Genomic DNA, 23,965 nt, shown 5'->3' with positions numbered 1-23,965 from the left:
CTCATCCCCCTGCGATCACAAGGCCGGGCCCTGATCTCACATGCTAACGACCCTGGGGACAAAGGGAGATGGGACTGCGGGACTGCTCGCGATCTCCGGGGCACGCAGGTTCGAATCCGGCCCGGCGCCTCGGCGGGATCGATGCCATCCCGGGGGGAGCACACGGCCCCGTCGGCCGAAACCATCCCTTGCGTACCACGAGTAACGGCCTTTAGGGTCGGCGGACTTGAGGAACGGGAGGCACCATGGAGAACGACAGGGCACCAGAGGACGACACCCGGACCAAGCCGGAGATCAAGAAGGTGGCCGTCCGCGACGAGGCCAGGAAGCGCGACCGGCTCACCATCGACAAGCGGCCGTCGTCCTGACCGGCAAGACACCCCCAAAGGCCCCGTGCCGGGCTGCCGATCCGCCGGCCCGGCGGACGGAGCGGGGCCGGGCGGGGAGGAGCGCATGCGCGTTCATCTGGTGACCATGCCCTGGCAGCCGATCGACCTGCCCTCGCTCCAGATCGGCCTGCTGCACTCCCTCCTGACCCGCACCCGGCCCTCCGACGAGATCCACGAGTTCCACGGTTCGCTGCGCTGGGCGCGCTTCCTGCTGGAGCGGACGGACGGACTGCTGCGCCCGGCCGACCACGCCGAGGTGGGCAGCGACTCGATCTTCGACGGGCTCGGCGACTGGGTCTTCTCGGGTGTGCTCTACGAGGACCCGGACTGGGGCGTCGCACGGCTCGGCGCGTACGCGAAGCGGCGCGGGATCCCGGTGGACAAGGCACATGCCATGCGGGTCCACGCGGCGGATTTCATCTCCCGCAGCGCTGCGGAGATCCTCGACGAGGACCCGGACGTCGTCGGGTTCACCAGCACGTTCATGCAGAACGTGTCCTCGCTCGCGCTCGCCGCCGAGCTCAAGCGGCGCCGTCCCGGCCTCACCGTGGTCTTCGGCGGCAGCAACTGCGACGGGCCGATGGGCCACGCCCTGCACCGCAACCATCCCTTCGTCGACCATGTGGTGCGCGGGGAGGGGGAGTACGCGTTCCCCGCCCTGCTGGCCCATCTGGACGCCGGGACCCCGCCCGTCGACGTACCGGGCCTGTGCTGGTGGGACGGCGGGACCTCGCGGGCGAACGAGGAGACCCGCCGTACGGTGGCGCCGCGTGACATCGCCTCGCCCGACTACGACATCTGGCAGGCGGAGCTCGACGCCTCCCCGGTGGCCGAGTACGTCCGTCCGAAACTGGTCGTGGAAGGCGCACGCGGCTGCTGGTGGGGCGAGAAGCACCATTGCACGTTCTGCGGTCTCAACGGCTCGGCGATGGCGTTCCGCGCCAAGCCCGGCGCGCAGTTGTGGGCCGAAGTCGACCGGCTCGTCCGGCGGCACCGGATCCTCGACATCGTCACGGTCGACAACATCATCGACATGGCGTACTTCACGGACTTCCTGCCGCTCGCCGCCGACAGCGGCTGGGACCTCCTGATGCACTACGAGGTCAAGTCCAACCTCAACACGGACCAGCTGGCGCTCCTGGCCCGCTCGGGAGCGGTGCACATCCAGCCGGGGATCGAGAGCCTCAACAACCGCGTCCTCGGCCTCATGGACAAGGGCGTCACCGGCTCCCGCAACGTCCGCACGCTCCGGGAATGCGCCGACCGGTCGCTCACGTGCACGTGGAACTACCTGTACGGGTTCCCGGGCGAGACGGCGGACGACTACGACCCGGTCGTCGACCAGATGCCCGCGCTCGTCCACCTGCAGCCACCGGGCGGCGCGTTCCGCATCCAGCTGGAACGGTTCAGCCCGCACTTCGCCGACCCCGCCCTCGGCTTCGCCGAGCGGACCCCTGCCGAGATGTACGGCCATGTGTACGACCTCCCCGAGGAGGAACTGGCCGATCTGGTGTACCTCTTCGACACCCCGCCCCGCGGGATCGGCGGCAGGACGCAGGAGCGGCTCGCACGGGCCGTCGAGGACTGGCGGGCCGGGCACGCCGGTTCGACGCTGCTGATGGAATCCGGCGCGGACGGCGACCTGCTGGTGCACGACCGGCGGCGCGGATGGCCGGCCCGGACGCATCGGCTCGGCGGCTGGGAGGCCGCCGCGTTCCGGCACCTGGAACACGGCCGCTCCGGACCCGCCCTGCACCGGCTCCTCACCAGGGAGGGGCATCCGGTCACCCCGGAACGGCTCACGGAGTGGCTCGGTGAGGGCGTGTCCCTGGGACTGCTGTTCTTCGACGGACGGTCGTACGTGTCGCTGCCTCTGCGGAACGCTCCGGTCCGCACGGTCGCCGTCACGGACGAGGCCGGGGACGGGACCGGGGCCGGGGCCGACACCGAGGTGGCGGCCATATGACCGGCGGGCAGGTGGTGGTGGACGAGCCGCTGCCGCTGGGCACGGGCGGACGCGGCGCGGCGGAGGCCGTGCGTTTCCTGCGCGACTGCCAGAGTCGGGCGCTCACGGTGCGCTGGGTACCGGACAGCGACGCCCTGCCCTTCGACACCGGGCTGCTGCACCACCTCCCGCCACCGGCTCCCCGGCCCGTCGCCCCGGGCGGGTCCGGCAGGTCCGACGAGACGGCCGTGTGGCGGTCGCGGTACGCGTACGGCCTGCTCTACCACCGCCGCGGGCCGGATTTCGTGACGGTCATGGACCGCAGGGATCCCTCGGCCTCGGCCCGGTTCACCATCGACCGGCCTTCGCTGCTCGCCACCTTCCTCACCGTGCAGGAACCCACGGCCCTCGACGAGCTCGACGCGGCACGGCGCGAGGCCGTGTCCCTGCTGGCGGACGAACGTCTCGTCCTGGTCACGCAGGGGTGGGCGGTGGCACTGCCGCCGCGCCTGCGCCGCTGGCCCGTCCCCTGCACGAGCGTCTGACCTGTGACCTCGTCGCCGACCCGCCCCCCGTCCACGGCCGCCGACGGCGGCGCCACGCCGTGGGGTGCGCTGCGGCGGCACCGCCCGTTCCTGCTGCTCTGCGGCGAACAGGCGGCCAGCTCCGTCGGACGGCAGATCACCGCGCTGGCACTGGCGATGCTGGCCGTGACCCGACTGGACGCGGGCCCGTTCGGGGCGTCGGCGCTGCTGGCCCTGACCTATCTCCCCGGCGCCGTGCTCAGCCCCCTCGCCGGTGTGCTCGCCGACCGGGCCCGGCTGCGCACCCTGACCGTCACGCTCACCTCGCTGCAGGTGGTGGTCGTCGCTTCGGTGCCGCTCGCCGGTGCACTCGGGAGCCTCGGCCTGCCGCACCTGTACGTGGTGGCCGCCCTGTCGGGCGCGCTGACCTGGACCCTCTCGGTGGCGCTGCAGGCGGCGCTGCCCCGAGTGGTCGGGCCCGAGCAGCTCCTGGCCGGCAACTCGGCCCTGACCGGCGCCCGTACGACGGGCATGATCGGCGGCCCCGCCCTGGGAGGCGTCCTCGTCGGTCTCGCCGGGGCGTCCTCCGCCCTGCTGGCCGGCAGCGCCGCCTATGCGGTCGAGGCCGTGCTGCTGTTCGCCCTGCCCGCGTCCCTGAACAGACCGGCCGAGCCCACCGGACGCCAGGGCCCCCGGCTTGCCGCGCTCCGCGAGGGGCTGGCGGTGGTCCGGGCGGAACCGGTGCTGCGCCGGCAGGTGCTCGCGGGCGCCGGGTTCAACCTCGGCAGCGGGGCCGCGGACGCACTCTTCGTGGTGTACGCGAACCGCGAACTCGCCCTCCCTGCATGGCAGTTGGGGATGGTGTACGCCGCGTTCAGCGTGGCCACCGTAGCCGGAGTCCTGCTCGCGGGCCGGTTCGCGACCTCTGTCGAGCTGTACCGGGCGACACGGATCTGCGCGGTGGTGGCAGCCCTCGCGATCTTCCTCGTGCCGGCGGCGTCGCTGGGCCTCGCCTTCCCCGCGCTGCTGACCTACCAACTGGTCTTCGGCATCGCGGCGACCGTTTGGGCGATCTCCATGACGACCACCCAGCAACTGATCGCCCCGCCCCACCTCCAGGGCCGCGTCGCCGGCTTCGCCCAGGCGGCACTCCTGACCACCGTCCCGGTCGGGGCCCTGTCCGCGGGCGCGCTGGCGGCCTGGCTGGGGAACGTCCCCGTGCTGACCGGCGCCGCGGCGGCGGCGCTCCTGGCCGCGTCCTGCTTCTGGCTGCCGCACCGCACCGGCACTGCCGCACTGCCGCCCGCCCCGTGACGGAGGACTCGTCGGAGTCCACCCGGCACGGACACCCGCAGCAGCGGGTGCGGCAGGCAGGCGATGCCGACCGGTTCCCTGCGGGACGCGGGCCCGAAGGGAACCGGAAGGGTTCAGCTCCCCTGGCCGCCCGGGGTCAGGCGCAGGGAGATGCTGTTGATGCAGTACCGCTGGTCCGTCGGGGTCGGGTAGCCCTCGCCCTCGAAGACGTGGCCCAGGTGGGAGCCGCACTTGGCGCAGCGGACCTCCGTGCGGACCATCCCGTGCGAGGTGTCCGCGATCAGTTCGACCGCGTCGGTGTCCTTCGGGTCGAAGAAGGACGGCCAGCCGCAGTGCGACTCGAACTTCTCCGACGAGCGGAACAGCTCGGACCCGCAGCCGCGGCAGGAGTAGACGCCCTCCGTCTTGGTGTCCGTGTATTCACCGCGGAAGGCCGGCTCGGTGCCCGCCAGGCGCAGGACCTGGTACTCGGACGGGGTCAGCTCCGCCTGCCACTGCTCGTCCGTCTTCTCGACCTCGTAGGACATGACTCTCCCGCTCCCTCGTACCTTCAGCTCGACAGCCGGGCGAGGATGGCCGGACCGAGGTCCGTGACGTCGCCCGCGCCCATGGTGAGAACGAGATCACCGGGCTTGGCCATTCCCGCGATGGCGTCGGCGACGGCCGCCTTGTCGTGCTCGGGGGTGACATCGGCGCCCGCCGCCCGCGCCGCCGCGATGATCAGCTCGCTGGTGACGCCGGGGATCGGGTCCTCGCGGGCCGGGTAGATGTCCAGGACCAGGGAGGCGTCGGCGAGGGCCAGCGACTGGCCCATCTCCTTGCCGAGCTCCTGGGTGCGGGAGAAGAGGTGCGGCTGGAAGACGACCAGGATCCGGGCGTCCCCGGCGGCTCCGCGGATGGCCTCCAGGTCGGCGGTCATCTCGGTGGGGTGGTGCGCGTAGGAGTCGATCACCTGGACGCCCGCGGCCTCGCCCTTGAGCTGCAGGCGGCGCTTGACGCCGGTGTACTTGCCGAGCGCGCTCGCCAGGTTGTGCGCCGGGATGCCGAGCGCCACGCCCGCGGCGAGGGCCGCGACGGCGTTGTGCGCGTAGTGGCGGCCGGGGACCGAGACGGTGAAGGTGAGCATCCGGCCGTCCAGGATCACGGTGACCTCGCTGGTCAGACCGCGCGGGGTGATCTTGGTGATCCGGACGTCGGCGCCCTCCTCCTCGCCGTACGTGACGACGGTGAGGCCCTCCTGGCCGGCGACCCGGCGGGCGATCTCGGCGGCGCCCTCCTGGCCGTGGGCGACGACGAGGGTGCCGCCGGGCACGACCTTGCCGACGAAGGTCTCGAAGGACTCGTAGATCTCGTCGATGGAGGCGTAGTTCGCGTGGTGGTCGAGCTCCGCGTTGAGGATGATCGCGACCTGCGGGGTGTACTTGTGGAAGGTGCGGTCGCTCTCGTCCGCCTCGGCGACGAAGATGTCGCCCTCGCCGTGGTGGGCGTTGGAGCCGGGGGCGTCCAGGTCGCCGCCGATGGCGTACGAGGGGTCCAGGCCCAGGGCCGAGAGGGACACCGCCAGCATCGAGGTGGTGGTGGTCTTGCCGTGCGTGCCGGCGACGGCGATCGGCCGCAGCCCGTCCATCAGGGCGGCCAGCGCGTCGGAGCGGTGCACGACGGGGATGCCGAGCTCGGCGGCGCGGGCCAGCTCGGGGTTGTCGGCGCGGATCGCGCTGGAGACGACCACGCAGGTGGAGTCGGCGGCGAGGTTCCCGGCCGCGTGTCCGCCGTGGACCGTGGCGCCGTGGGCGCGCAGCGCCTCGGCGGTCTCGGAGTCACCGCGGCTGTCGCTGCCGGCCACCTGCGCGCCGCGCTGGGCCAGGATCTTCGCGATGCCGGACATGCCGGCGCCGCCGATGCCGATGAAGTGGGGCCGTTCCATGGCGGTCGGCAGGCCGGGCTTCATTCAGGTCGCTCCAGGATCGTGTTTCTTGCGGGTGCGCGTGAGGCTCTGACTGGCCCCAAGCCTATTCGTTGTGGGCGAAGAGCTTGAGCACGGGAACGCCGACCTTGTGGCGGGCGCGCGAGGCCCAGTCCCGGTGGAAGAACTCCTCCACGAAGTGCGGGGCGGTCAGGACGATCACCTCGTCGGCGCCGTGCTCGTCCACGACGGACTTCAGCTTGTCGAGCGGGTGGTCCTCGATGATCTGCCCGACGGCCTTGGCGCCCTTGGCGCGCAGCGCGTTCAGGGAGTGCGCGAGGGCGTGCGCGGCGGGGCCGAGGGCGTCCTCGCCCTCGGGTTCGTCACCCTCGCGGATGGCCTCGGGGAGCTCACCGAGCGCGACGTCGTCGATGGCGCGCAGCAGCCGGTCCTGGTCGCCCCGGGGTTGCATGAGCACGATGAAGGAGACCGCGTCGTCCCCGTGGAGGTTGGTGACGAAGTCCACGTCCACCGCGGTCAGGGGCTGCTCGATCATCAATACGCTCGTGAACACGGACGCCCTCTCCTTCATGGGCCGAGGCCGGCCGGCCGACCCCTGCGGAAACCATCCTGCCCCGCTGTCGCACGGGGCCCTGCGCAGACATACCTGCCCAGTTATGTGCCCAGCGGAAGCAAAGCGGAACGACAAATTCCGCACCTTGTCAGATCCGACGGTAGCTCGTGAAGAGGAACCCGGCCTCTTCCAGTACGCAGGCGGGCGCGAGCCGGTGCGGAACCGTGACGGAGGGGCCGCCGGCGATCCGCTGGGCGCCTCCCGCCACGAGCATCGGGGAGATCGTCAGGCACAGCTCGTCCAGGGCGTCGGCGGCCACGAACTGGCCCAGGAGCCGGGGCCCGCCCTCGGTGAGCTGGCGGCGCAGCCCGCGCGCGGCGAGCTCCCGTACCGCCCGGGCGGCGTCCGCGCCCGCGCCGTCACCGGCCACCACCACCTCGGCCCCGGCCGCCACGGCCGCGGCCACCCGGGCGGCGGGCGCGGCCGCCCCGGTGACCACCAGGGTCGGCACCAGCGGGGAGGTGAACAGGGGCAGCGAGAAGTCCAGGTCCATGCTGGCGGTGACCACGGCGATGGCCGGCGCCGGGCCCTGCCCGGAGGCGGCCCGGCGGGCGGCGAAGGCCTCCCGGGCACGGGCCGGGCGGTAGCCCTCCTGGCGAACCGTTTCCGCGCCGACGACCACCACATCGGCCAGTGCCCGCAGGGTGCCGAAGATCCGCATGTCCGTCTCGCCGGAGATGGGCTGCGAGCGGCCTTCGTGCTGGGCGCCCCCGTCCAGGGTGGAGACCATGTTGGCCCGGAGCCAGTGGCCGTCCGCCTTCAGCGCGGGGTACGCGTAGGCCTCCGCCAGTTCGTCGAGCGACCACTCCCGGTCGGCCCGGTCCTGGGGCGAGGCTGATGTCTGATCGGTCACAGGGAACAGGCGTCGCATCGGTGCAGTGTGCCACGCCCCGTAGAGTTGAGAGCTGTGTCGACATCTCTCTCCACCTCCGGTTACACCTCCGGCCGGCCCCCCATAGCCGACGCGGGCCCCCAGGCCCTCTGCGCGCGCGAGCCGCGGGTGCCCGCCGAACGGCTGGTGGCCGAGATGGTGCCGCCGCCGCGGTTCGACTCGGTGCGCTTCGACACGTACGACCCGGACCCGACCCAGCCCAGCCAGTCCGAGGCCGTCACCGTGCTGAGCGGCTTCGCCGCCGGCCTGGGCGGCGCGCACGCCAGCGGCGCCGGCAGGAAGCGCTGGTTCTCGAAGAAGCCGGCCGCTCCCGCCGCCCCGCGCGGGGTCTACCTCGACGGCGGCTACGGCGTCGGCAAGACCCACCTGCTGGCCTCCCTGTGGCACGCCACCCCGGCCGAACCCGCGCTCAAGGCCTTCGGCACCTTCGTGGAGCTGACCAACCTGGTCGGCGCGCTCGGCTTCCAGCAGACGGTGCAGACCCTCGGCGGACACCGGCTGCTGTGCATCGACGAGTTCGAGCTGGACGACCCGGGCGACACCGTCCTGGTGTCCTCGCTGCTCAGCCGCCTCGTCGAGCAGGGTGTGGCACTGGCCGCCACCTCCAACACGCTTCCCGGCAAGCTCGGCGAGGGCCGCTTCGCCGCCGCCGACTTCCTGCGCGAGATCCAGGGGCTGTCGGCGCACTTCCGGCCGCTGCGGATCGACGGCCAGGACTACCGCCACCGCGGTCTCCCGGAGGCCCCGGCGCCGTTCTCGGAGGAGCAGGTCACCAAGGCCGCGTACGCGACCGGGGGCGCGAGCCTGGACGACTTCCCGGGCCTGCTCGAACACCTGGCCCGGGTGCACCCCAGCCGCTACGGCGCGCTGACCGACGGCCTCACGGCGGTCTGCCTGACCGACGTCGGCCCGGTGCCGGACCAGTCGACGGCGCTGCGCCTGGTGGTACTGGCCGACCGGCTGTACGACCGCGAGATCCCGGTGCTGGCCTCCGGGGTCCCCTTCGACCGGCTGTTCAGTGAGGACATGCTGAACGGCGGCTATCGGAAGAAGTACTTCCGCGCCATATCGCGGCTCACCGCGCTGGCGCGCGACGCGAAGCCCCTGGTCTCCCAGTAGGTTTGGGGACGCCGGGGTCCTTCGGGAGCCCGGCCGTTTCCCACATCTTCGAAGGGATCACCATGGCCACCACGCGTACCGCGCACACCGTCTGGGAAGGCAACCTGCTCAAGGGCGCCGGCACGGTCAGCCTCGACTCCTCGGGCCGGGGCTCGTTCGAGGTCTCCTGGCCCTCGCGCGCCGAGGCCGCGAACGGCAAGACCAGCCCGGAAGAGCTGATCGCCGCCGCGCACTCCAGCTGCTACTCGATGGCCCTCTCGCACGGCCTGGACGGCGCCGGCACCCCGCCCACCCGCCTGGAGACCAAGGCCGATGTGACCTTCCAGCCGGGCGAGGGCATCACGGGCATCCACCTGACGGTCCGCGCGGAGGTCCCCGGCCTGGACGCGGAGGGCTTCGCCGCCGCGGCCGAGGACGCCAAGAAGAACTGCCCGGTCAGCCAGGCCCTGACCGGTACGACGATCACCCTGAGCGCCGAGCTCCTCTGATCGCTCCCGCTCTGGCGGGGTGCGGACCGCACATCGCGGCCCGCACCCCGTCAGGCGGTCGCCAGTTGCGGGATCAGGCGCATCGCGTTGTCGTGGTAGATCCCCCGCAGCTGCTCCGGGGTGAAGGCCGGGTCGGCTTCGAGGGCGGGCAGTGCCAGGTCCATGACCGTGTCGGCGGGGGCGGCGGGCCAGTCCGTGCCGAAGAGGACGTGGTCGGCCGGCACGTGCTCCAGCAGGGTCGCGGCGGGCGCCATGGGGCCTGCCGTGTCGTAGTAGAAGCGGCTCAGGTGGTCACGGACGGCGGCGGGTTCGACGGGCGGTTCGCAGAACCGCCCGAGGGCCTGCAGGCGCGTCGCGATGTACGGCAGGAAGCCTCCGGCGTGCGGCAGGACGACGGAGATGTCCGGGAACCGGTCCAGCGTCCTGTGGCTGATCATGTTCACGGCGGCCCGCGTGGTGTCCAGCAGGAAGTCGCACATGAAGTTCGGGATACCCGGAACCGTCGACCCACCGGGCGGGCCGGACGCACCGGGCCGGCCTGAGGCACCACCGGGCCGGCCTGAGGCACCGCCGGGCGGGCCTGAGGCACCGGGCGGGCCGGAAGCCCCACCGGGCGGGCCGGGCGGGCCGTCCGGAAGGTTGTGCGGGTGGGTGTCCACCACGGCGGAGAACTCGTTCAGCTCGTGGAACAGCCGGTCGTAGGCGGGATCACCGAGGTAGACGCCCCCGTAGTTGGCCGTCACGTTCACCCCGACGGCCCCGAGCTGCCCGAGCCCGCGGCGCACGGCCCAGGACGAGGCCTCCGGGTCGTCCAGGAACAGCGGCACGTAGTACGAGAACCTTCCCGGATGCGCCTGCGCCACCTCGATCATCGACTGCAGCGTGATGTTGATGGCTTCGCGCAACTGCGCAGACGACCGGTAGCGCGCCGGCAGCATCGGCTTGAGGACGGCGGTCGTGATGCCCGCGCCGTCCATGAAGCGGATCGCCGCATCGGTGTCGAGCCGGCTCCACGGGGGCAGCCGTTCCGGCTTGATCAGTTCGTGGTGCGCGGCCCAGTCGCGCCACTGCGGCGCACAGAAGTGATGATGCATGTCGATCTTCGAATGGACCGTGCGCGCCGCGTCCGCACCCGGTGCGGAGTAGCCCCGCGCGACCCGGATGACCTCGCTGGTGCCCACTGCGGCGATCCGCAGTTCGTCCGCCGGCGTCCCCAGGAGGCGCAGTGCGGAGGTACTCACGGAATCCGTCATGCCAATCCACCGCCCATCGGGTCTGGGTTACCTGCCGGAGGCCACGGAGGCCAGGGACGACTCGTCCGGGTCCGCGCCGGGGCGGCGCGGCTCCAGGACGAGCCGGAGGTGTTCGAGACCCCGGAACGCCGGCACCGGACCCTTGAGCCACGCCCTGCCGGTCTCCTGCGCGTCCGCGAGCTCCATGTCCGGGAACTCCCGCAGGAGGGTGGCGAGCGCGATCTCGAGTTCGAGCCGTGCCAGCGGTGCTCCCAGGCAGTAGTGGGTTCCGTGCCCGAAGCCCAGGTGCGTGCCCTGGAGGCCCTCGCGCGTCACGTCCAGCTCGTCGGGGAGGTCGAACTTCTCGGGGTCCCGGTTGGCCGAGGAGATCGCGATCTGCACGAGGGATCCCTCGGGAATCAGCGTGCCCCGGATCTCGGCGTCCCGCGCCGCGTACCGGAAGGTCGACGTCTCCACCGAGCCCTCGAAGCGCAGCATCTCCTCGACCGCCCGCGGGACGAGCGCGGGGTCCTCGCGCAGCAACGCCGCCTGATCGGGGCGGAGCAGCAGGTTGAGGACGGAATTGCCGATCTGGTAGGCGGTGGTCTTGTGGCCGGCGAAGAACAGGACCCACAGCGACGCGACCAGTTCGGGATCCTCCAGCCGTTCCTCCGCCTGGAGGAGGTCGCTGAGGAAGGAGTCCGACGGGTGCTCGCGCGTGTCCGAGATGAGCCGCTCCAGCCGGTGCTGCAGACGTTCCTCGGCCGCCTTCAGCTCCGCCCTCCTGCTGGGGTCGAAGCGGGAGCGGGTCACCACCGCGAACTGCTCCAGGATCTCCGGGCGGTCCTCCTGCGGGATGCCCATCAGTTCGCACAGGACCGCGACGGGCAGCGGGAACGCGAACGAGGCCATGAGGTCGACCGTGCCCGCCTTCCGGCATTCGCTCAGGATGTTCTCGGCGATCTCGGTGATCCTCGGGCGCATCTGCTCCACCCGCCGGGGGGTGAAGGCGCTCCGCAGGACGCGGCGCAGCCGCGTGTGCCGGGGCGGGTCGGAGAAGAGCACGTTGTCGTCGAGCGCGTCGAAGAAGCTGCCGTACACGGCGTGGTACGTGTCGATGGCGCCGTGCATGTTCTTGCTGAACCGGGGGTCCGACAGGGCGTCGCGGGCGTCGTCGTGACGGGTGATGAGGTACGTCTCGATCCCGTGGGGAGGGGTCAGCCGGCACACCGGGGCCTGCTCGCGCAGGGCGGCGTACATCGCATGGGGGCACTGCCGGTACTCCGGCGCGCCCCTGGACACGGCCGACACGATGTCGTGCAGCTCTCCGCCGCCGTCCGGTGCCGCATCCTGCTGCGCCATGGTCCGTACCCTCCGTCGCACTCGCCTGCTGGGGACAACACCGGTTCCCCGTGCGGATGCGTCGCGAAACGGCGCCTTTCCCGTTCGAGTGAGCCGGCGGTGCCGGGGGCCGGGGCGGGTCCGGGTACGCGTCCGGCCGACCGTCAGCCGATCGGCGGTCGCCCGTCCGGGCCGAGTGTGTGGCGGGCCCGGCGGCCCGGGGAAGGGCTGCAGGTGCCCCCAGCCAGCCCGTCACAAGGAGCCCGCGCATGGCCCGCAGTCTCGCCCCGGCCCTCACCGCAGCCGCCTCGCTCACCCTGGCGGCCGTCACCGCTCCCCTCGCCGCCGCGGACACGGGCCCCGGCCGGGCCCAGGGCGACCTCGCCCGTACGTACGCGGCGACGGCCCGGTACCAGGTGCACGCCAACGCCGTGGCGGACGGCTACAAGCCCGACCAGTACTGCGTCGTCGACAAGGCGGGCCCGGGCGCGCTCGGTTACCCGCACTTCAATCACAAGTACGACAACTCCCTCGACCCGGCGAAGCCCGCCGCGCTGTTCTACGAGGACGACGGGCGCGGCGGCAAACGGCTCGTCGCGGTCCAGTGGCTGCTCTACGACCGCGACCAGGAACTCACGACGGACGACGACCGCCCCACGATGTTCGCCACCCCCTTCAAGGGCCCCAAGCCCGGCAATTTCCCCGGTCAGCCGGTGCACTACGCCCTGCACCTGTGGCTGTGGAAGAAGAACCCCGACGGCCTGTTCGAGACCTTCAACCGGGCGGTGACCTGTCTTCCGGGCACCACCCGCCCCAAGCCGTCGCTCTGATGCCGCCCCGGGAGCCGCCCATGCCCGTCACCCGGCGCAGCCTGCTCGCCGCGGGCGGGATCGCCTTCACCGGGGCGCTCGGCGCACTGTTCGCCGGTGGTGGCTCCCGGGCCGCCGCCCGGGCCCCGCGGACCCCCCGCACCGACCGCGGGTACGGGCCGCTGGTGGCCGATCCGCGGGGGCTGCTCGACCTGCCCGCCGGGTTCACCTACCGGGTGCTCTCCCGGGCGGGCGAGCCGCTGCGCTCCGGCGAGGGGCCCGCGCCCGCCAACTGCGACGGCATGGCCTCCTTCGAGGCCGGCGGCGGCCGCGTGCGCCTCGTCCGCAACCACGAGAACCGCACCACCGCCGCCCTGCGCGTCCCCGCCGTCCCGGGACTGACCTACGACCCCCAGGCCCTCGGCGGCTGCACCGCCCTGGAACTGGACGCGGCCGGGCGGGTCACCGGCGAGCGCGTCGCCCTCGCGGGCACCGCCGTCAACTGCGCGGGCGGCCGTACCCCCTGGAACACCTGGCTGAGCTGCGAGGAGACCGAGGACCGCGCGGGCACCTCCGGCTACACCCTCGACCACGGCTACGTCTTCGAGGTGGACCCGGCCGACCCGCACCGCTCGGGCGCGGTCCCGCTCACCGCGATGGGCCGTTTCGCGCACGAGGCCGTCGCCGTGGACCCGTACCGCGGGGTCGTCTACGAGACCGAGGACGCCTTCGTCCGGCCGTTCGGGCTGTTCTACCGGTTCCTGCCGGAGCGGCCGCTCGGCGGGCTCGGCTCGCTGCGGGCCGGGGGCCGGCTGGAGGGCCTGCGGGTGCCGGGGCTCGCGGACCTCGCGGTGGTGGACGAGCCCGGGGCGGAGTTCCCGGTGGAGTGGGTGCCCGTACCGGACCCGTCGGCGGCCGGAACGCCGATCCGGCTCCAGGACTTCGGGCCGGGCGGGATCACCCACGCGCAGAAGCTGGAGGGCTGCTACTGGGGCGACGGCGGGGTGCACTTCGTGTCCAGCTTCGCGCGCAGTGGCGAGGGCGCGGCCGCCGACCACCACGGGCAGGTGTGGTTCTACGATCCGCGGCGCGCCCGGCTGCGCCTGGACGTGCGCTTCGGCCCGGCCGCCGACATCGCGCTGCCCGGGGACTCCCCCGACAACATCTGCCTGGCCCCGGACGGCGGGCTGATGGTGTGCGAGGACGGCGGCGGCGCGCAGTACGTCTTCGGGGTGACGGTGGGCGGTGAGGTCTATCCGATGGCCCGCAACGCCGAGGACATCGGCCGGCCGGGGGCCCCGGAGTGGGGGGAGTTCGCCGGGGTCACCTTCTCTCCGGACGGGCGGACGATGTACGTGAACGCCTACGCGCCGGGGACCACGTTCGCGGTGACGGGGCCCTGGCACTGACCTGGCACTGACCTCGTACTGACCTCGCGCTCCCGTTCGGTCTGCTGGAAGATCGTACGGAACCGACGGGATTGGGGTGGTCAGCGATGGCCGGGAAGCAGAACGACAAGCGCAAAGCGGTGAAGTCCGGGAAGCAGCGGGAGAAGCGGGAGAAGGACGCCGAGCCCGCGAAGGACGCGAAGGACGCGAAGCCCGGGAAAACCGGGAAGTCCGGGAAGCGGGAGAAGGCCCCGGAGCAGGAGAAGGCCGCCGAGCCCGGGAAGCGCTCCAAGGACGACGGTGCCGGGGCCCGGCCGCTGCGGGAGTTGCTGCGCGTGACCCCGGGCGAACGGCCGGACCTCGGCCGCCTCGACCCCTCCGCGACCCCCGGCGGCCCCACCGGCAAGGCGGCCGGGGCGGCGGCCACCGCTCTGCTGGCGCAGCCGCTCGGCTCCCTCCAGGAGCGGCTCTACGCGGCGAGCACCGCCGGGGACCGCCGCCGGGTGCTCCTCGTCCTCCAGGGCATGGACACCAGCGGCAAGGGCGGCACCCTCAAGCACGTGATCGGCCTGTTCAACCCTTCCGGCTGTCGGATCAAGGCCTTCAAGGCGCCCACGGCGGAGGAGCTGAGCCATCCCTTCCTCTGGCGGATCAAGCAGGAGCTCCCCCGGCCGGGCGAGATCGGCATCTTCGACCGTTCCCACTACGAGGACGTGCTCATCGCCCGGGTCCGCGAGCTGGTGCCGCGCAACCGGGTGCGCGCCCGGTACGCCCAGATCAACCGGTTCGAGAAGGCCCTCGCGGACGACGGTGTCACCGTGGTGAAGGTCTTCCTCCACATCGGCTACGAGGAGCAGCGGGCCCGGCTCCTGGAGCGGCTGGACAACCCGGACAAGCACTGGAAGTTCAACGTGGGCGACATCGAGGAGCGCAGCGTCTGGCCCGCGTACCAGGAGGCGTACGAGGTGGCGCTGGAGCGCTGCTCCACCGATGCGGCGCCCTGGTACGTGGTGCCCGCGGACCGCAAGTGGTATCGCAACTGGGCCATCACCACGCTGCTGCGGGAGCACCTGGAGGACATCGATCCGCGGTATCCGAAGGGGGACTTCGACGTCGAGGAGTGCCGCAGGAGGCTACTGGCGGGGTGAGCTCCGCCCGACCGCCTGTCGTTCATTCATCTGATCAGTTAGTCATATAGTTTGCGTACGTGACCAATTCCGTACGAAAAGTAGCTGCCGCAGCTGCCACGGCGGTGCTCGGCGCCGCCCTCGCGGGATGCGGGGGCGGCGCCGGCGCGCCGGACGCCGGCCGCGAGGCCCGTATGGGCACCCCCGCCGCCTCGGCGTCCGCCTCGGCCTCGGCCTCCACCGCCGCCGCCGCCGGATCGTCCGCCGCGTCCCCGCAGGCCGGTGCGCCCGCCAAACCCCCGACCATGGCGCCGGGCCCGAACGGCCTGACCCCCGTCTTCGAACGGGCGAAGCAGCAGACGGACAAGACCGTGGCGCTGACCTTCGACGCCGACATGACCTCCGACCAGGGCCCGCGCGCCGCGGACGGGGAACACTTCGACAACCCCGCGCTGATCTCGACCCTGCGCACCCTCAAGGTGCCCTCGACGATCTTCATGACGGGCCGCTGGGCCGAGGAGTACCCGGACCAGGCCAAGTCCATCGGCACCGACCCGAACTTCGAGATCGCGAACCACTCGTACAGCCACCACGCCTTCAAGTCCCCCTGCTACGGGCTGCCCGCGCTCGACGCCGCGGCCGCCCGCGCCGACGTGGACCGGGCGTTCGCGGCCTTCCGGCAGGCGGGCGCGGTCAACACCGTCCCGTACTTCCGCTTCCCCGGCGGCTGCTACGACGACCAGGCGCTGCGGGCCCTGTCCACGGCCAAGGTCACGGCCGTCCAGTGGGACGTGGTCAGCGGGGACGCCTTCGCCAAGGACCCGGGCGCCGTGGCCGAGCAGGTGCTCGGCGGCGTGAAGCCCGGCTCGGTGGTGGTCATGCACTGCACGCGCAGCGCCGCCCCGGTCACCGAGGAGGCCGTCCAGCGGATCGTCCCGGAGCTGCGCAAGCGCGGCTACCGCTTCGTGAAGGTCTCCGAGCTGATCGGCAAATAGCGCGGGCCCCGGGCCGTTTCTAGCCGGAACAGGCGGTGCGCTGGGCTTCCTGCCACTCGCACACCGGGCAGAGCACCACGCCCGGGGTGGCGACCCCGTACTCGGTGGGCTTTGCGCACTCCAGGCAGTCCGCGTACGGCGGTCCCGCCACCCGGCCGGCCGGGGCGGCCGGTGCCGGGCAGTACGACGGGGTCTGCTGCGACGGGGTCTCGTCCGGCTGGTTCATGCCTGCGAGCCTACCGGCGGGCGGCTTACGGACAACTGCCGCCGGAGTACTGGTAGGAAACTTTCCTTCCTGTTAGTGTCCCGGGCGGCGGCTTGGCGCGGTGCCCACCCCCACGGGCATGACGCGCTCAGTGAGAGCTCTGACCCGGCCGCCGTGGTGCCGCCCCCCGCCCGCACCGCGGGCGGGCGCGGCGCCCCGCGCCAGTGTCCAGCTCTCGCCGCCCCTCAAGGCAGGGAGTTCCAGGTATGCGCCTGAACCGCCTGAACGCCTCCGCTCACCCCCCTCTGTTACGCGGCAGACTTCGCACCCTCCTCCTCACCGCCCTCACCGGCCTCGCCGCCCTCACCCTCGTCGGCGGGCTCCTCCTGGCCTGGCCCGGACGGGCCGGGGCCGCCGCCGACCCCCTCATATCCCGCGGGAAGCCCGCCACCGCCTCCTCCGCCGAGTCCTCCTCGCTGGGCGCGAAGAACGCCTTCGACGGCGACCCGGCCACCCGCTGGGCCAGCGCCGAGGGCAAGGACCCGCAGTGGATCCGGGTCGACCTCGGCGCCGGGGCCACCGTCTCGCGGGTACGGCTCACCTGGGAGGCCGCCTACGCCAAGGCGTACCGCGTCGAGGTCTCCGCCGACGGCGCCGCCTGGACCACGCTCGCCACCGAGACCGCCGGCAACGGCGGCACCGACGACTGGACCGGCCTGTCCGGCAAGGGCCGCTACCTGCGCGTCCAGGGCACCGCGCGCGGCACCTCGTACGGCTACTCGCTCTTCGAGGCCGAGGTGTACGGCACCGTCGGCGACGGGCCGCCGCCGGGCGGCTCCTTCACGGTCGTCGCCGCCGGTGACATCGCCGCGCAGTGCACCGCGTCCGACAGCGGCTGCGCGCACCCCAAGACCGCCGCGCTCGCCCAGCGGATCGACCCGAAGTTCTACCTGACGATGGGCGACAACCAGTACGACGACGCCCGGCTCTCCGACTACCGCGCCTACTACGACAAGAGCTGGGGCGCCTTCAAGGCCAAGACCCGCCCGGTCCCCGGCAACCACGAGACGTACGACCCGGCCGGCCCGCTCGCCGGGTACAAGTCGTACTTCGGCAGCATCGCCTACCCGCAGGGCAAGAGCTACTACAGCTTCGACGAGGGCAACTGGCACTTCGTCGCCCTCGACTCCAACTCCTTCGACCAGGCCGCCCAGCTCACCTGGCTGAAGGCCGACCTCGCCGCCAACACCAGGCAATGCATCGCGGCCTACTGGCACCACCCGCTCTACTCGTCCGGCGGACACGGCAACGACCCGGTCTCCAAGCCGGTGTGGAAGATCCTGTACGCGGCCAAGGCCGACCTGGTCCTGAACGGGCACGACCACCACTACGAACGGTTCGCCCCGCAGGACCCCGAGGGCCGGGCGACCGCCGACGGGATCGTGGAGATCGTCGGCGGGATGGGCGGCGCCGAGCCCTACCCGATCGAGGAGGTCCAGCCCAACAGCCAGAAGCGAATCAGCGGACCGTACGGCGTGGTGAAGCTGGACTTCACCGACTCCGGCTACGGGTGGACCTACGTGGCCACCGACGGCCAGGTCAAGGACACGAGCCCGAAGTACAGCTGCCACTGATGTACCTGGCCGCCAACGGCCGCCCGGACGCGCCGCCCCGCCCCCCAGGGGCCCGGCGGCGCGTCCCCGCCGCCGTCCTCGCGCTCGGCGCGGTCAGCCTCGTCACCGACATCTCCTCCGAGATGGTCACGGCGGTACTGCCGCTCTACCTCGTCCTGGGCCTGGGCCTGACCCCCCTCCAGTTCGGCTTCCTGGACGGCATGTTCAACGGAGCCACCGCCCTCGTCCGGCTGCTCGGCGGGCGGCTCGCCGACCGCCGCGGCCACCACAAGCGGGTCGCCGGCGCCGGCTACCTGCTGTCCGCGCTCTCCCGGCTCGGACTGCTCCTCGCCGGGGGCGCCACGGGTGGGATCGCCGCCGCGCTCGCCGCCGACCGGCTGGGCAAGGGCATCCGTACCGCCCCGCGCGACGCCCTCATCTCGCTCAGCGGGCCCCCGGAGAGCCTCGGCCGGTCCTTCGGCGTGCACCGCGCCATGGACACCACGGGCGCGCTGCTCGGGCCGCTCGCCGCCTTCGCCGTGCTGTGGGCGACCGCCGATGCCTACGACGCGGTGTTCGCCGTCAGTTTCTGCACCGGCCTGCTCGGTGTGCTGCTGCTCGTCGTGTACGTGCCTGCGGCGCCGGGGCCGGCCGCCGCTCCCCCGGCCGGGCCCCGCCCGGCGCGCCGACCGGTCCTGCGCGACCCCGCGTTCCGCCGCGTGCTCGGCGCCTCGGCCCTGCTCGGCGCCACCACCATCGGCGACGCCTTCCTCTACCTGCTGCTCCTGCGCGGACTCGACCTCCCGCCCGCCCTGTTCACGCTGCTGCCGCTCGGGGCCGCCGCCGTCTACCTGCTGCTCGCCGTCCCCGCGGGCCGGATCGCCGACCGGACCGCCCACCGGTCCGGGCGCCGGACGGCCTTCCTGCTCGGGCACGGCGCCCTGCTGGGCGCGTACGCCCTGCTGCTCGCCCCCGTCTCCCTGCCGACCGTCGTGGGGGTGCTCGCCCTGCTGGGCATCTTCTACGCGGCCACCGACGGGGTCCTGATGGCGCTCGCCGCTCCCGCGCTCCCCGCGGCCGGCCGGGCGGGCGGGCTCGCGGTGCTGCAGACCGGCCAGGCGCTGGCCCGGCTGCTGGGCGCCGCCGGCTTCGGGGCGGCGTGGACCCTCTGGGGGCCCCGGCCCGCCCTCTGGGCCGCGGCCCTCGCGCTGGCCGGGGCCCTCGCGGCCGCCTCGCGCATCCTGCCCGCCGGTCCCCCGACCGCCCCGACCGCCCCGGAGGCCCCGTGAATCCCCCGTCCCGCCGGCTGCGCCTCGCCCTCGTCGTCACCGCGGTCCTGCTGCTGGCGGGCGGCTCGCTGGGCTACGTCCTGCACGCGCGGCACCGCGAAGGGCCGTCCGGGCAGCAGGCCGACGCCTCCTTCGGCGTCCTGGAACCGGGTCTCTACTTCCGGGACACGGCCGGCGGGCGGATCGCGCGCCAAGGCGGCCCGGGCCTGCCGCGGGTGACCGGCGGCCCGTCCTGCGACCGCTTCCACACCGCCGGGGACCATGCCCTGTGCCTGCGCAAGCTGCCCGGGGTCCCGGCCCGCACGGAGGCCCTCGTACTCGACCGGCGCATGCGTGAGGTCCGCAAGGTGACGGTGCCCGGCATCCCGAACCGGGCCCGTGTCTCGCCCTCGGGCCAGGTCCTGTCCTGGACCACCTTCACCACCGGCGACTCCTACAACACCGCCGCGTTCTCCACCCGGACGGCGATCCTGGACCTGCGCACCGGCTATCTGGTCAAGTCGATCGAGCAGATCCCGCTGACCCTCGGCGGGGCCCGCCACCACGACCCGGACGTCAACTACTGGGGCGTGACCTTCGCCGCCGACGACAACCGCTTCTACGCCACCGTCTCCACCCGGGGCGCCACCCACCTCGTCGAGGGCGACCTGCGCGCCTGGTCGGCGAAGGCCCTGCGGGAGAACGCCGAATGCCCCTCGCTGTCACCGGACGGTGCCCGCGTCGCCTTCAAGAAGAAGGTCTCCGACGACCCCCGGACGCCCTGGCGGCTGTACGTCCTCGACCTGGCGGCGATGCGCGAACACCCGCTGGCCGAGCCGCACAGCGTCGACGACCAGGCCGCGTGGCTGGACGACGCGACCCTCGCCTACGCCCTGCCGGGCCGGGACGGCCGCGCGAGCGACATCTGGTCGGCCCGGGCCGACGGCACGGGCGAACCGGCCCTCCTCGTCCCGGGCGGTTCGTCACCCGCGAACGTGGACTAGGGGTGTCCTACCGGCTGTCGGCAGGACACCCCTAGGTCAGGTCCTGCCTCAGAGGACGGGGGTGTCCGGGAGGGGCGAGAATCCGGTGCCGCAGGCCGCCACGATGTTCGCCGGCGTGAAAGGCGTGTTGCTGGTGGTGCAGCGGGCCTCGTGCAGCACCCCGTCCTGCGCCAGCAGGGTGATGTAGAGGATGCCGGGGTTCGCCTCGGTGACCGACAGTGCGCTGTCGGTGACGCACCTCGGGGCGTTGGCGAGAAGGCCGAGGTTGACCCACACGCCCGGGTTCCGGCTGTCGTTGACGAACGAGTGGCCTTGCGCGTCGGTCGCGACACGGAAGATCACGGGGGTCGGGAAGTTGATGAAGTCCGGAGCCGCGGAGCTGACGTCGCGGGCACCGCACTTCTTGCCCTGGTCTGTCACGGAACTATTGGGGGTCGGAGTGCTCCCCGGAGTGTCGTCGGCGACCGCGGACGGGACCATCAGTGCCCCGAGCAGCACCGCTCCCGATACGGCCGACATGCCCCGTGCAGCCCAAGCCAGCTTCCTCATGCGATTCCTTTCCTGGAGGGGAGGCCTTCCGTGACCTGCACGGCGTGGCCACTTCTACGGGAAGGGGTATCCCCGCTCGCCACGGGATGCTCACCGAAGGTTACATATCATCACTCTTTGGAACCGCGGGAGGCCTCGAATGGCGGCGACCAGGCGCCCATCTGCCCGGCAGCCGCCGATGGGTGTCCATGAGACACCCCCTAGCGCCGCCGCGCGGCGGTCAGGCAGGCCGTCGTGCCGGCGCCGGCGGCCAGCAGGAGCGCGCCCGCCAGGGCCGTGAACGGCAGCGGCACCGTCCCCGAGCGTCCCGCCGTGACCAGGGCGGACACCGCGCCGCGGGCCGGGGAGACCGCGAGGACCAGGGCGAGCAGGGAGCCGAAGGTCCCGGCCAGGACCGCGTAGCCCCGGCGCCGGACCAGCGGCCGGCTGCACAGGGCGCCCACGGCCGCGCCGGTCAGTGCGCAGGCCGCCATCGCGAGGGCCCCGGCGAGGGCGGCCGCGCCGACGCCGGCGCCGGCCCGGTCGCCGGTCAGCAGGGCCACGGCCGCCGCCCCGGCCCCGGCGAGCAGCGCCCCGGCCGACGCGGTGAGCAGGGCCGCCGCGTGCACCCGTACGGGACCGGCCGCGGCGGCCGTGCAGTCGCGGGCCGCGTCCGGTTCGGCGCTCACGCAGATCCGGACCAGCCAGGCGGTGGCCGGGACCAGTCCGGCGGCCGCGAGGCCGAGGGAGTCCGGCACCGGGTCGCCCGGCCGGATGGCGACGGCCACGAAGGCGGCGTAGGTGAGGAGGGGCGCGAGCCAGCGCTGGGAGCGCAGCAGCAGGGCGCCCTGGTATCGGAGCAGGGCGGTCAGGGGAGTTCCTCCACGGCGCGGATGTGCCAGGGCGGCCGGGCGGTGAGCAGGTCGCGCAGGACCGCGTCGGAGCGTTCGGCTTCCACGGTGAGCAGCACTCCCCCGCCGGGTGCCGGGGAAGCGGCGAGGTCCGGGGGCGGGGTTCGGCCGGGCGGGCCGATCGCGTGGATCCGTACGCGGGGCCCGGCCGCCGCGGACACCGGTACGAGCGCCCCGCCCTCGACCCGGTAGTGGGCGTCGGCCGCGCCCGCGAGCCGCCGCGGGTCGTGGTCGACGAACACCACCGTGCCTCCGGCGGCGGTGCGTTCGGCGACGGCCCGGTCCAGCTCCTCCCGGGCGGAGCCGTCCAGGCCGGTCCACGCCTCGTCGAGGACGAGCAGCCCCGGTTCGGCGAGCAGGGCCTGCGCGACGGCCACCTTCTGACTGCTGCCCTTGGACAGTTCGGCCATCGGGGTGCGGGCGTACGCGGCGGCGCCGAAGCGCTCCAGCCGGTCGGCCGCCCGGCGGGCCGCCTCGGCGCGCGGCAGCCCGTGCACCCGGCCCATGTGGGTCAGGTAGCCGGCGGCCGTGAGCGGCAGCGCCGCCGGGAAGCGTTCGGGCACGTAGCCGGTGCGGGGCGGGCGGCCGCTGACGCGCCCCTCGGTCGGGGCCTCGATGCCGGCGACGAGCCGTAGCAGGGTGGACTTGCCGCCGCCGTTGCCGCCTTCGACGCGGACGAGGGCGCCGCGCGGGAGGTCCAGCGCGATGCCGCGCAGCACCCAGGGCCGGCGCCGTCCGTAGCGGCGGCCCACACCGGTCAGGTTCAGTGTGCGGCCGCCGTCTCGACGGCCTCGCTCGGGCGGACGATGACGAAGCCCTCGCCGCTCAGCTTCAGCTGGACGGCCTCGCCGGAGCCGCCGCGGATCATCGAGCCGACCGACTGGGAGCGGTGCAGGCCGGTCTCCAGCTGGGCGCTCCAGCCGACCACCGCGTCCGTGTCCACGTGGACCGGGGCCTGGGGGGTGACCGGGATGATGATCGGGTGGCCGTCGCAGACGACGGCGAGCTTGCCGGTGCCGGTGAAGAGGCTGTTGAAGAGTCCGCCGCCGGTCATGCCGGCGCCCTTCACCATCTTGATCTCGTAGGACAGGGTCGGGTCGAAGCAGAGCACGTTGCGGCCGTTGATGGTGAGGGCGTCACCGGGCTCGAAGTCGATGATGAAGCAGTTGCCCGCCCGGTGGGCGAACCAGGCCTCGCCCTGGCCGCGTACGGACATGAGCGCGAGGCCCTCGCCCGTCACGGCGCGCTTGAGCATGCCGCCTATGCCCTGTCCCTTGCGCTCGAACTGGAGGTTGCCGCGGAAGGCGACCATCGAGCCCTGCCGGGCCAGCATTTCACCGTTGACGTTGTACTTCACGGACTTGGCGTTCTGCAGGGTCATGCCGGGGGCGACGGCTGCCTGGGCCAGGTTCTCGGACGCGAAAAGATCACTCTTCATGGCTTCGATCCTCACCCGGGCCGACCACCCGGGGCATCATCCTGAAGGCGGAGGCTGGCATCCTTGGCAGGATGAGCAGCCAGCACACGAACGACATCTCCGACGTCCCCGCGGTCGGGGCGGACAGCCCCTTCCGGCAGGAGCACGTACTGCGTGACGAGGCACCGCAGTTCGTACTGCCGCTGGTGGTGCGGATCGAGAAGGCCGAGCCGCCCGCCCGGACGGACGCCCTGGAGACGGCGGCCCGCGCCGTGCTGGTCCTGCTCACCGACGAGCGGGCGCACGGCGAGGGCGAGTGGGCCCAGGCCGTCCGCGACTGGCAGGACGCCCGGATCCGCAAGGTGGTCCGGCGGGCGCGCGGGGCGGAGTGGCGCAAGGCGGAGACCCTGCCGGGCGTCACGGTGCACGGGGACGGCGCGCAGGTACGGGTCTTCCCGCCGGTGCCCCTCGACGGCTGGCCCAAGGAACTGGCCAAGCTCCAGGTGTCGGGCACCGATCTGGACGACCCGGAGCCGGCCGCCGCGACCGCGGAGCCGGGTCTGCCGGTGCTGTGGCTCAACCCCGGCCTCGACATGTCGGCCGGCAAGGCCATGGCCCAGGCCGGGCACGCGGCGCAGCTGGCGTGGTGGGAGCTGACGGGGGCGGAGCGGACCGCCTGGCAGGATTCCGGTTTCCGGCTGGCGGTACGGACGGCCCCGCGCGAGCGGTGGGCCGAGCTGGGCGGCAGCGGTCTGCCGGTGGTCCGGGACGCCGGGTTCACCGAGATCGCGCCGGGCAGCGCGACGGTGGTCGCCGACCATCCGGCGCTGCGGGCCCGGCTCTGACGCGGTTCCCCGGCAGGCGGGAACCTCAAATGTTCCTCTGAACGTCCCCTCCTGCGATTGGCGCGACTCCGTCG

Annotated in this window: 25 protein-coding genes; 14 read left to right on the top strand and 11 right to left on the bottom strand. The window is 73.1% G+C overall.

Going from position 1 to position 23,965, the window contains the following annotated elements; translation table 11 throughout:
* The first annotated feature begins 245 nt into the window (after positions 1-245).
* The 4 genes from ACFY0D_RS15225 (at position 246) to ACFY0D_RS15210 (ending at position 4,172) form a co-directional block, all read left to right on the top strand.
* Positions 246-368 carry a hypothetical protein gene (locus ACFY0D_RS15225; protein WP_390798761.1) on the top strand — a complete coding sequence of 41 codons (123 nt, stop codon included), beginning with the start codon at positions 246-248 and terminating at the stop codon, positions 366-368.
* Between the two features lie 85 nt (positions 369-453).
* Positions 454-2,355: a RiPP maturation radical SAM C-methyltransferase gene (locus ACFY0D_RS15220; protein ID WP_390798760.1), complete on the top strand. Its 1,902-nt coding sequence runs from the start codon at positions 454-456 to the stop codon at positions 2,353-2,355.
* Positions 2,352-2,879 carry a DUF5825 family protein gene (locus ACFY0D_RS15215; RefSeq protein WP_390798759.1) on the top strand — a complete coding sequence of 176 codons (528 nt, stop codon included), beginning with the start codon at positions 2,352-2,354 and terminating at the stop codon, positions 2,877-2,879. Before ACFY0D_RS15220 ends, ACFY0D_RS15215 begins: the two co-directional genes overlap by 4 nt.
* Before the next feature lie 3 nt (positions 2,880-2,882).
* Positions 2,883-4,172 carry an MFS transporter gene (locus tag ACFY0D_RS15210; protein WP_390798758.1) on the top strand — a complete coding sequence of 430 codons (1,290 nt, stop codon included), beginning with the start codon at positions 2,883-2,885 and terminating at the stop codon, positions 4,170-4,172.
* A 113-nt stretch (positions 4,173-4,285) separates the two neighbouring features.
* Here the strand turns inward: ACFY0D_RS15210 and msrB are convergent, their stop codons facing one another.
* The 4 genes from msrB to ACFY0D_RS15190 form a co-directional block, all read right to left on the bottom strand.
* Positions 4,286-4,699 (bottom strand): peptide-methionine (R)-S-oxide reductase MsrB, encoded by a 414-nt coding sequence (msrB, locus tag ACFY0D_RS15205; protein WP_373038704.1) that lies wholly within the window; start codon positions 4,697-4,699, stop codon positions 4,286-4,288.
* Positions 4,700-4,722: 23 nt separating this feature from the next.
* Positions 4,723-6,120 (bottom strand): UDP-N-acetylmuramate--L-alanine ligase, encoded by a 1,398-nt coding sequence (gene murC / locus ACFY0D_RS15200; protein WP_390798757.1) that lies wholly within the window; start codon positions 6,118-6,120, stop codon positions 4,723-4,725.
* Positions 6,121-6,181: 61 nt separating this feature from the next.
* Complete coding sequence (locus tag ACFY0D_RS15195; protein ID WP_390798756.1) at positions 6,182-6,649, bottom strand: indole-3-glycerol phosphate synthase; 468 nt, start codon at positions 6,647-6,649, stop codon at positions 6,182-6,184.
* A 148-nt stretch (positions 6,650-6,797) separates the two neighbouring features.
* Positions 6,798-7,580, bottom strand: coding sequence for a pyrimidine reductase family protein (locus ACFY0D_RS15190; protein ID WP_390798755.1), 783 nt, complete (start codon positions 7,578-7,580; stop codon positions 6,798-6,800).
* Between the two features lie 84 nt (positions 7,581-7,664).
* Between ACFY0D_RS15190 and zapE the strand changes: the two genes are divergently transcribed.
* Together zapE and ACFY0D_RS15180 are read left to right on the top strand one after the other, a co-directional pair.
* Positions 7,665-8,720 (top strand): cell division protein ZapE, encoded by a 1,056-nt coding sequence (gene zapE / locus ACFY0D_RS15185; RefSeq protein WP_390798824.1) that lies wholly within the window; start codon positions 7,665-7,667, stop codon positions 8,718-8,720.
* A gap of 62 nt (positions 8,721-8,782) precedes the next feature.
* Complete coding sequence (locus ACFY0D_RS15180; RefSeq protein WP_328788243.1) at positions 8,783-9,208, top strand: OsmC family protein; 426 nt, start codon at positions 8,783-8,785, stop codon at positions 9,206-9,208.
* 50 nt (positions 9,209-9,258) lie between these two features.
* Here the strand turns inward: ACFY0D_RS15180 and ACFY0D_RS15175 are convergent, their stop codons facing one another.
* Positions 9,259-10,449: an amidohydrolase family protein gene (locus ACFY0D_RS15175; protein WP_390798754.1), complete on the bottom strand. Its 1,191-nt coding sequence runs from the start codon at positions 10,447-10,449 to the stop codon at positions 9,259-9,261.
* A gap of 39 nt (positions 10,450-10,488) precedes the next feature.
* Entirely contained in the window at positions 10,489-11,802 is a 1,314-nt protein-coding gene (locus ACFY0D_RS15170) for a cytochrome P450 (protein WP_390798753.1), read from the bottom strand.
* A 248-nt stretch (positions 11,803-12,050) separates the two neighbouring features.
* Between ACFY0D_RS15170 and ACFY0D_RS15165 the strand changes: the two genes are divergently transcribed.
* The 4 genes from ACFY0D_RS15165 to ACFY0D_RS15150 all read left to right on the top strand — a co-directional run bounded on the left by ACFY0D_RS15165 (position 12,051) and on the right by ACFY0D_RS15150 (position 16,100).
* Positions 12,051-12,611, top strand: a complete 561-nt coding sequence (locus ACFY0D_RS15165) for a hypothetical protein (protein ID WP_390798752.1) — start codon at positions 12,051-12,053, stop codon at positions 12,609-12,611.
* A 20-nt stretch (positions 12,612-12,631) separates the two neighbouring features.
* Positions 12,632-13,999, top strand: a complete 1,368-nt coding sequence (locus tag ACFY0D_RS15160; RefSeq protein ID WP_390798751.1) for an alkaline phosphatase PhoX — start codon at positions 12,632-12,634, stop codon at positions 13,997-13,999.
* An 86-nt stretch (positions 14,000-14,085) separates the two neighbouring features.
* Positions 14,086-15,126, top strand: a complete 1,041-nt coding sequence (locus ACFY0D_RS15155; RefSeq protein WP_390798750.1) for a PPK2 family polyphosphate kinase — start codon at positions 14,086-14,088, stop codon at positions 15,124-15,126.
* A gap of 59 nt (positions 15,127-15,185) precedes the next feature.
* Positions 15,186-16,100 carry a polysaccharide deacetylase family protein gene (locus ACFY0D_RS15150; RefSeq protein ID WP_390798749.1) on the top strand — a complete coding sequence of 305 codons (915 nt, stop codon included), beginning with the start codon at positions 15,186-15,188 and terminating at the stop codon, positions 16,098-16,100.
* A gap of 19 nt (positions 16,101-16,119) precedes the next feature.
* Here ACFY0D_RS15150 and ACFY0D_RS15145 read toward each other — a convergent pair whose 3' ends face one another.
* Positions 16,120-16,326 (bottom strand): hypothetical protein, encoded by a 207-nt coding sequence (locus ACFY0D_RS15145; protein ID WP_390798748.1) that lies wholly within the window; start codon positions 16,324-16,326, stop codon positions 16,120-16,122.
* Positions 16,327-16,571: 245 nt separating this feature from the next.
* On the opposite strand from ACFY0D_RS15145, the gene ACFY0D_RS15140 reads away from it, so the two are divergent.
* The 3 genes from ACFY0D_RS15140 to ACFY0D_RS15130 are packed head-to-tail and all read left to right on the top strand — an operon-like array spanning position 16,572 to position 20,190.
* Positions 16,572-17,939 carry a discoidin domain-containing protein gene (locus tag ACFY0D_RS15140; protein WP_390798747.1) on the top strand — a complete coding sequence of 456 codons (1,368 nt, stop codon included), beginning with the start codon at positions 16,572-16,574 and terminating at the stop codon, positions 17,937-17,939.
* Entirely contained in the window at positions 17,939-19,207 is a 1,269-nt protein-coding gene (locus ACFY0D_RS15135; RefSeq protein WP_390798746.1) for an MFS transporter, read from the top strand. Before ACFY0D_RS15140 ends, ACFY0D_RS15135 begins: the two co-directional genes overlap by 1 nt.
* Entirely contained in the window at positions 19,204-20,190 is a 987-nt protein-coding gene (locus tag ACFY0D_RS15130; RefSeq protein ID WP_390798745.1) for a TolB family protein, read from the top strand. Before ACFY0D_RS15135 ends, ACFY0D_RS15130 begins: the two co-directional genes overlap by 4 nt.
* A 48-nt stretch (positions 20,191-20,238) precedes the next feature.
* Here ACFY0D_RS15130 and ACFY0D_RS15125 read toward each other — a convergent pair whose 3' ends face one another.
* From ACFY0D_RS15125 to ACFY0D_RS15110, 4 genes are all read right to left on the bottom strand, one after another.
* Positions 20,239-20,739: a hypothetical protein gene (locus ACFY0D_RS15125; RefSeq protein WP_390798744.1), complete on the bottom strand. Its 501-nt coding sequence runs from the start codon at positions 20,737-20,739 to the stop codon at positions 20,239-20,241.
* Between the two features lie 200 nt (positions 20,740-20,939).
* Positions 20,940-21,506: an ABC transporter gene (locus tag ACFY0D_RS15120; protein WP_390798743.1), complete on the bottom strand. Its 567-nt coding sequence runs from the start codon at positions 21,504-21,506 to the stop codon at positions 20,940-20,942.
* Between the two features lie 80 nt (positions 21,507-21,586).
* Positions 21,587-22,396, bottom strand: coding sequence for an ATP-binding cassette domain-containing protein (locus tag ACFY0D_RS15115; RefSeq protein ID WP_390798823.1), 810 nt, complete (start codon positions 22,394-22,396; stop codon positions 21,587-21,589).
* Entirely contained in the window at positions 22,393-23,067 is a 675-nt protein-coding gene (locus ACFY0D_RS15110; RefSeq protein WP_301365491.1) for an AIM24 family protein, read from the bottom strand. The genes ACFY0D_RS15115 and ACFY0D_RS15110 overlap by 4 nt, the downstream gene beginning before the upstream one ends.
* A gap of 71 nt (positions 23,068-23,138) precedes the next feature.
* Between ACFY0D_RS15110 and ACFY0D_RS15105 the strand changes: the two genes are divergently transcribed.
* Complete coding sequence (locus tag ACFY0D_RS15105; RefSeq protein ID WP_390798742.1) at positions 23,139-23,891, top strand: peptidyl-tRNA hydrolase; 753 nt, start codon at positions 23,139-23,141, stop codon at positions 23,889-23,891.
* Positions 23,892-23,965: the final 74 nt, after the last annotated feature.

The sequence above is a fragment of the Streptomyces sp. NPDC001502 genome, assembly GCF_042894785.1.
In the GTDB taxonomy this organism is placed as follows: domain Bacteria; phylum Actinomycetota; class Actinomycetes; order Streptomycetales; family Streptomycetaceae; genus Streptomyces; species Streptomyces kutzneri.
The sequence above is the reverse complement of the archived record's forward strand: the minus strand, read 5'-3'. Positions and strand labels throughout refer to the sequence as shown.

Excerpts from the sequence above, each read along its gene's own strand:
- ACFY0D_RS15220 (WP_390798760.1), top strand. The coding sequence starts at position 454 with ATGCGCGTTCATCTGGTGACCATGCCCTGGCAGCCGATCGACCTGCCC.
- ACFY0D_RS15140 (WP_390798747.1), top strand. The coding sequence starts at position 16,572 with ATGCGCCTGAACCGCCTGAACGCCTCCGCTCACCCCCCTCTGTTACGC.
- ACFY0D_RS15155 (WP_390798750.1), top strand. The coding sequence starts at position 14,086 with ATGGCCGGGAAGCAGAACGACAAGCGCAAAGCGGTGAAGTCCGGGAAG.
- ACFY0D_RS15135 (WP_390798746.1), top strand. The coding sequence starts at position 17,939 with ATGTACCTGGCCGCCAACGGCCGCCCGGACGCGCCGCCCCGCCCCCCA.
- murC (WP_390798757.1), bottom strand. The coding sequence starts at position 6,120 with ATGAAGCCCGGCCTGCCGACCGCCATGGAACGGCCCCACTTCATCGGC.
- ACFY0D_RS15215 (WP_390798759.1), top strand. The coding sequence starts at position 2,352 with ATGACCGGCGGGCAGGTGGTGGTGGACGAGCCGCTGCCGCTGGGCACG.
- ACFY0D_RS15105 (WP_390798742.1), top strand. The coding sequence starts at position 23,139 with ATGAGCAGCCAGCACACGAACGACATCTCCGACGTCCCCGCGGTCGGG.
- msrB (WP_373038704.1), bottom strand. The coding sequence starts at position 4,699 with ATGTCCTACGAGGTCGAGAAGACGGACGAGCAGTGGCAGGCGGAGCTG.
- ACFY0D_RS15165 (WP_390798752.1), top strand. The coding sequence starts at position 12,051 with ATGGCCCGCAGTCTCGCCCCGGCCCTCACCGCAGCCGCCTCGCTCACC.
- ACFY0D_RS15180 (WP_328788243.1), top strand. The coding sequence starts at position 8,783 with ATGGCCACCACGCGTACCGCGCACACCGTCTGGGAAGGCAACCTGCTC.
- ACFY0D_RS15110 (WP_301365491.1), bottom strand. The coding sequence starts at position 23,067 with ATGAAGAGTGATCTTTTCGCGTCCGAGAACCTGGCCCAGGCAGCCGTC.
- ACFY0D_RS15145 (WP_390798748.1), bottom strand. The coding sequence starts at position 16,326 with ATGAACCAGCCGGACGAGACCCCGTCGCAGCAGACCCCGTCGTACTGC.
- ACFY0D_RS15170 (WP_390798753.1), bottom strand. The coding sequence starts at position 11,802 with ATGGCGCAGCAGGATGCGGCACCGGACGGCGGCGGAGAGCTGCACGAC.
- ACFY0D_RS15190 (WP_390798755.1), bottom strand. The coding sequence starts at position 7,580 with ATGCGACGCCTGTTCCCTGTGACCGATCAGACATCAGCCTCGCCCCAG.
- ACFY0D_RS15160 (WP_390798751.1), top strand. The coding sequence starts at position 12,632 with ATGCCCGTCACCCGGCGCAGCCTGCTCGCCGCGGGCGGGATCGCCTTC.
- ACFY0D_RS15125 (WP_390798744.1), bottom strand. The coding sequence starts at position 20,739 with ATGAGGAAGCTGGCTTGGGCTGCACGGGGCATGTCGGCCGTATCGGGA.
- ACFY0D_RS15225 (WP_390798761.1), top strand. The coding sequence starts at position 246 with ATGGAGAACGACAGGGCACCAGAGGACGACACCCGGACCAAGCCGGAG.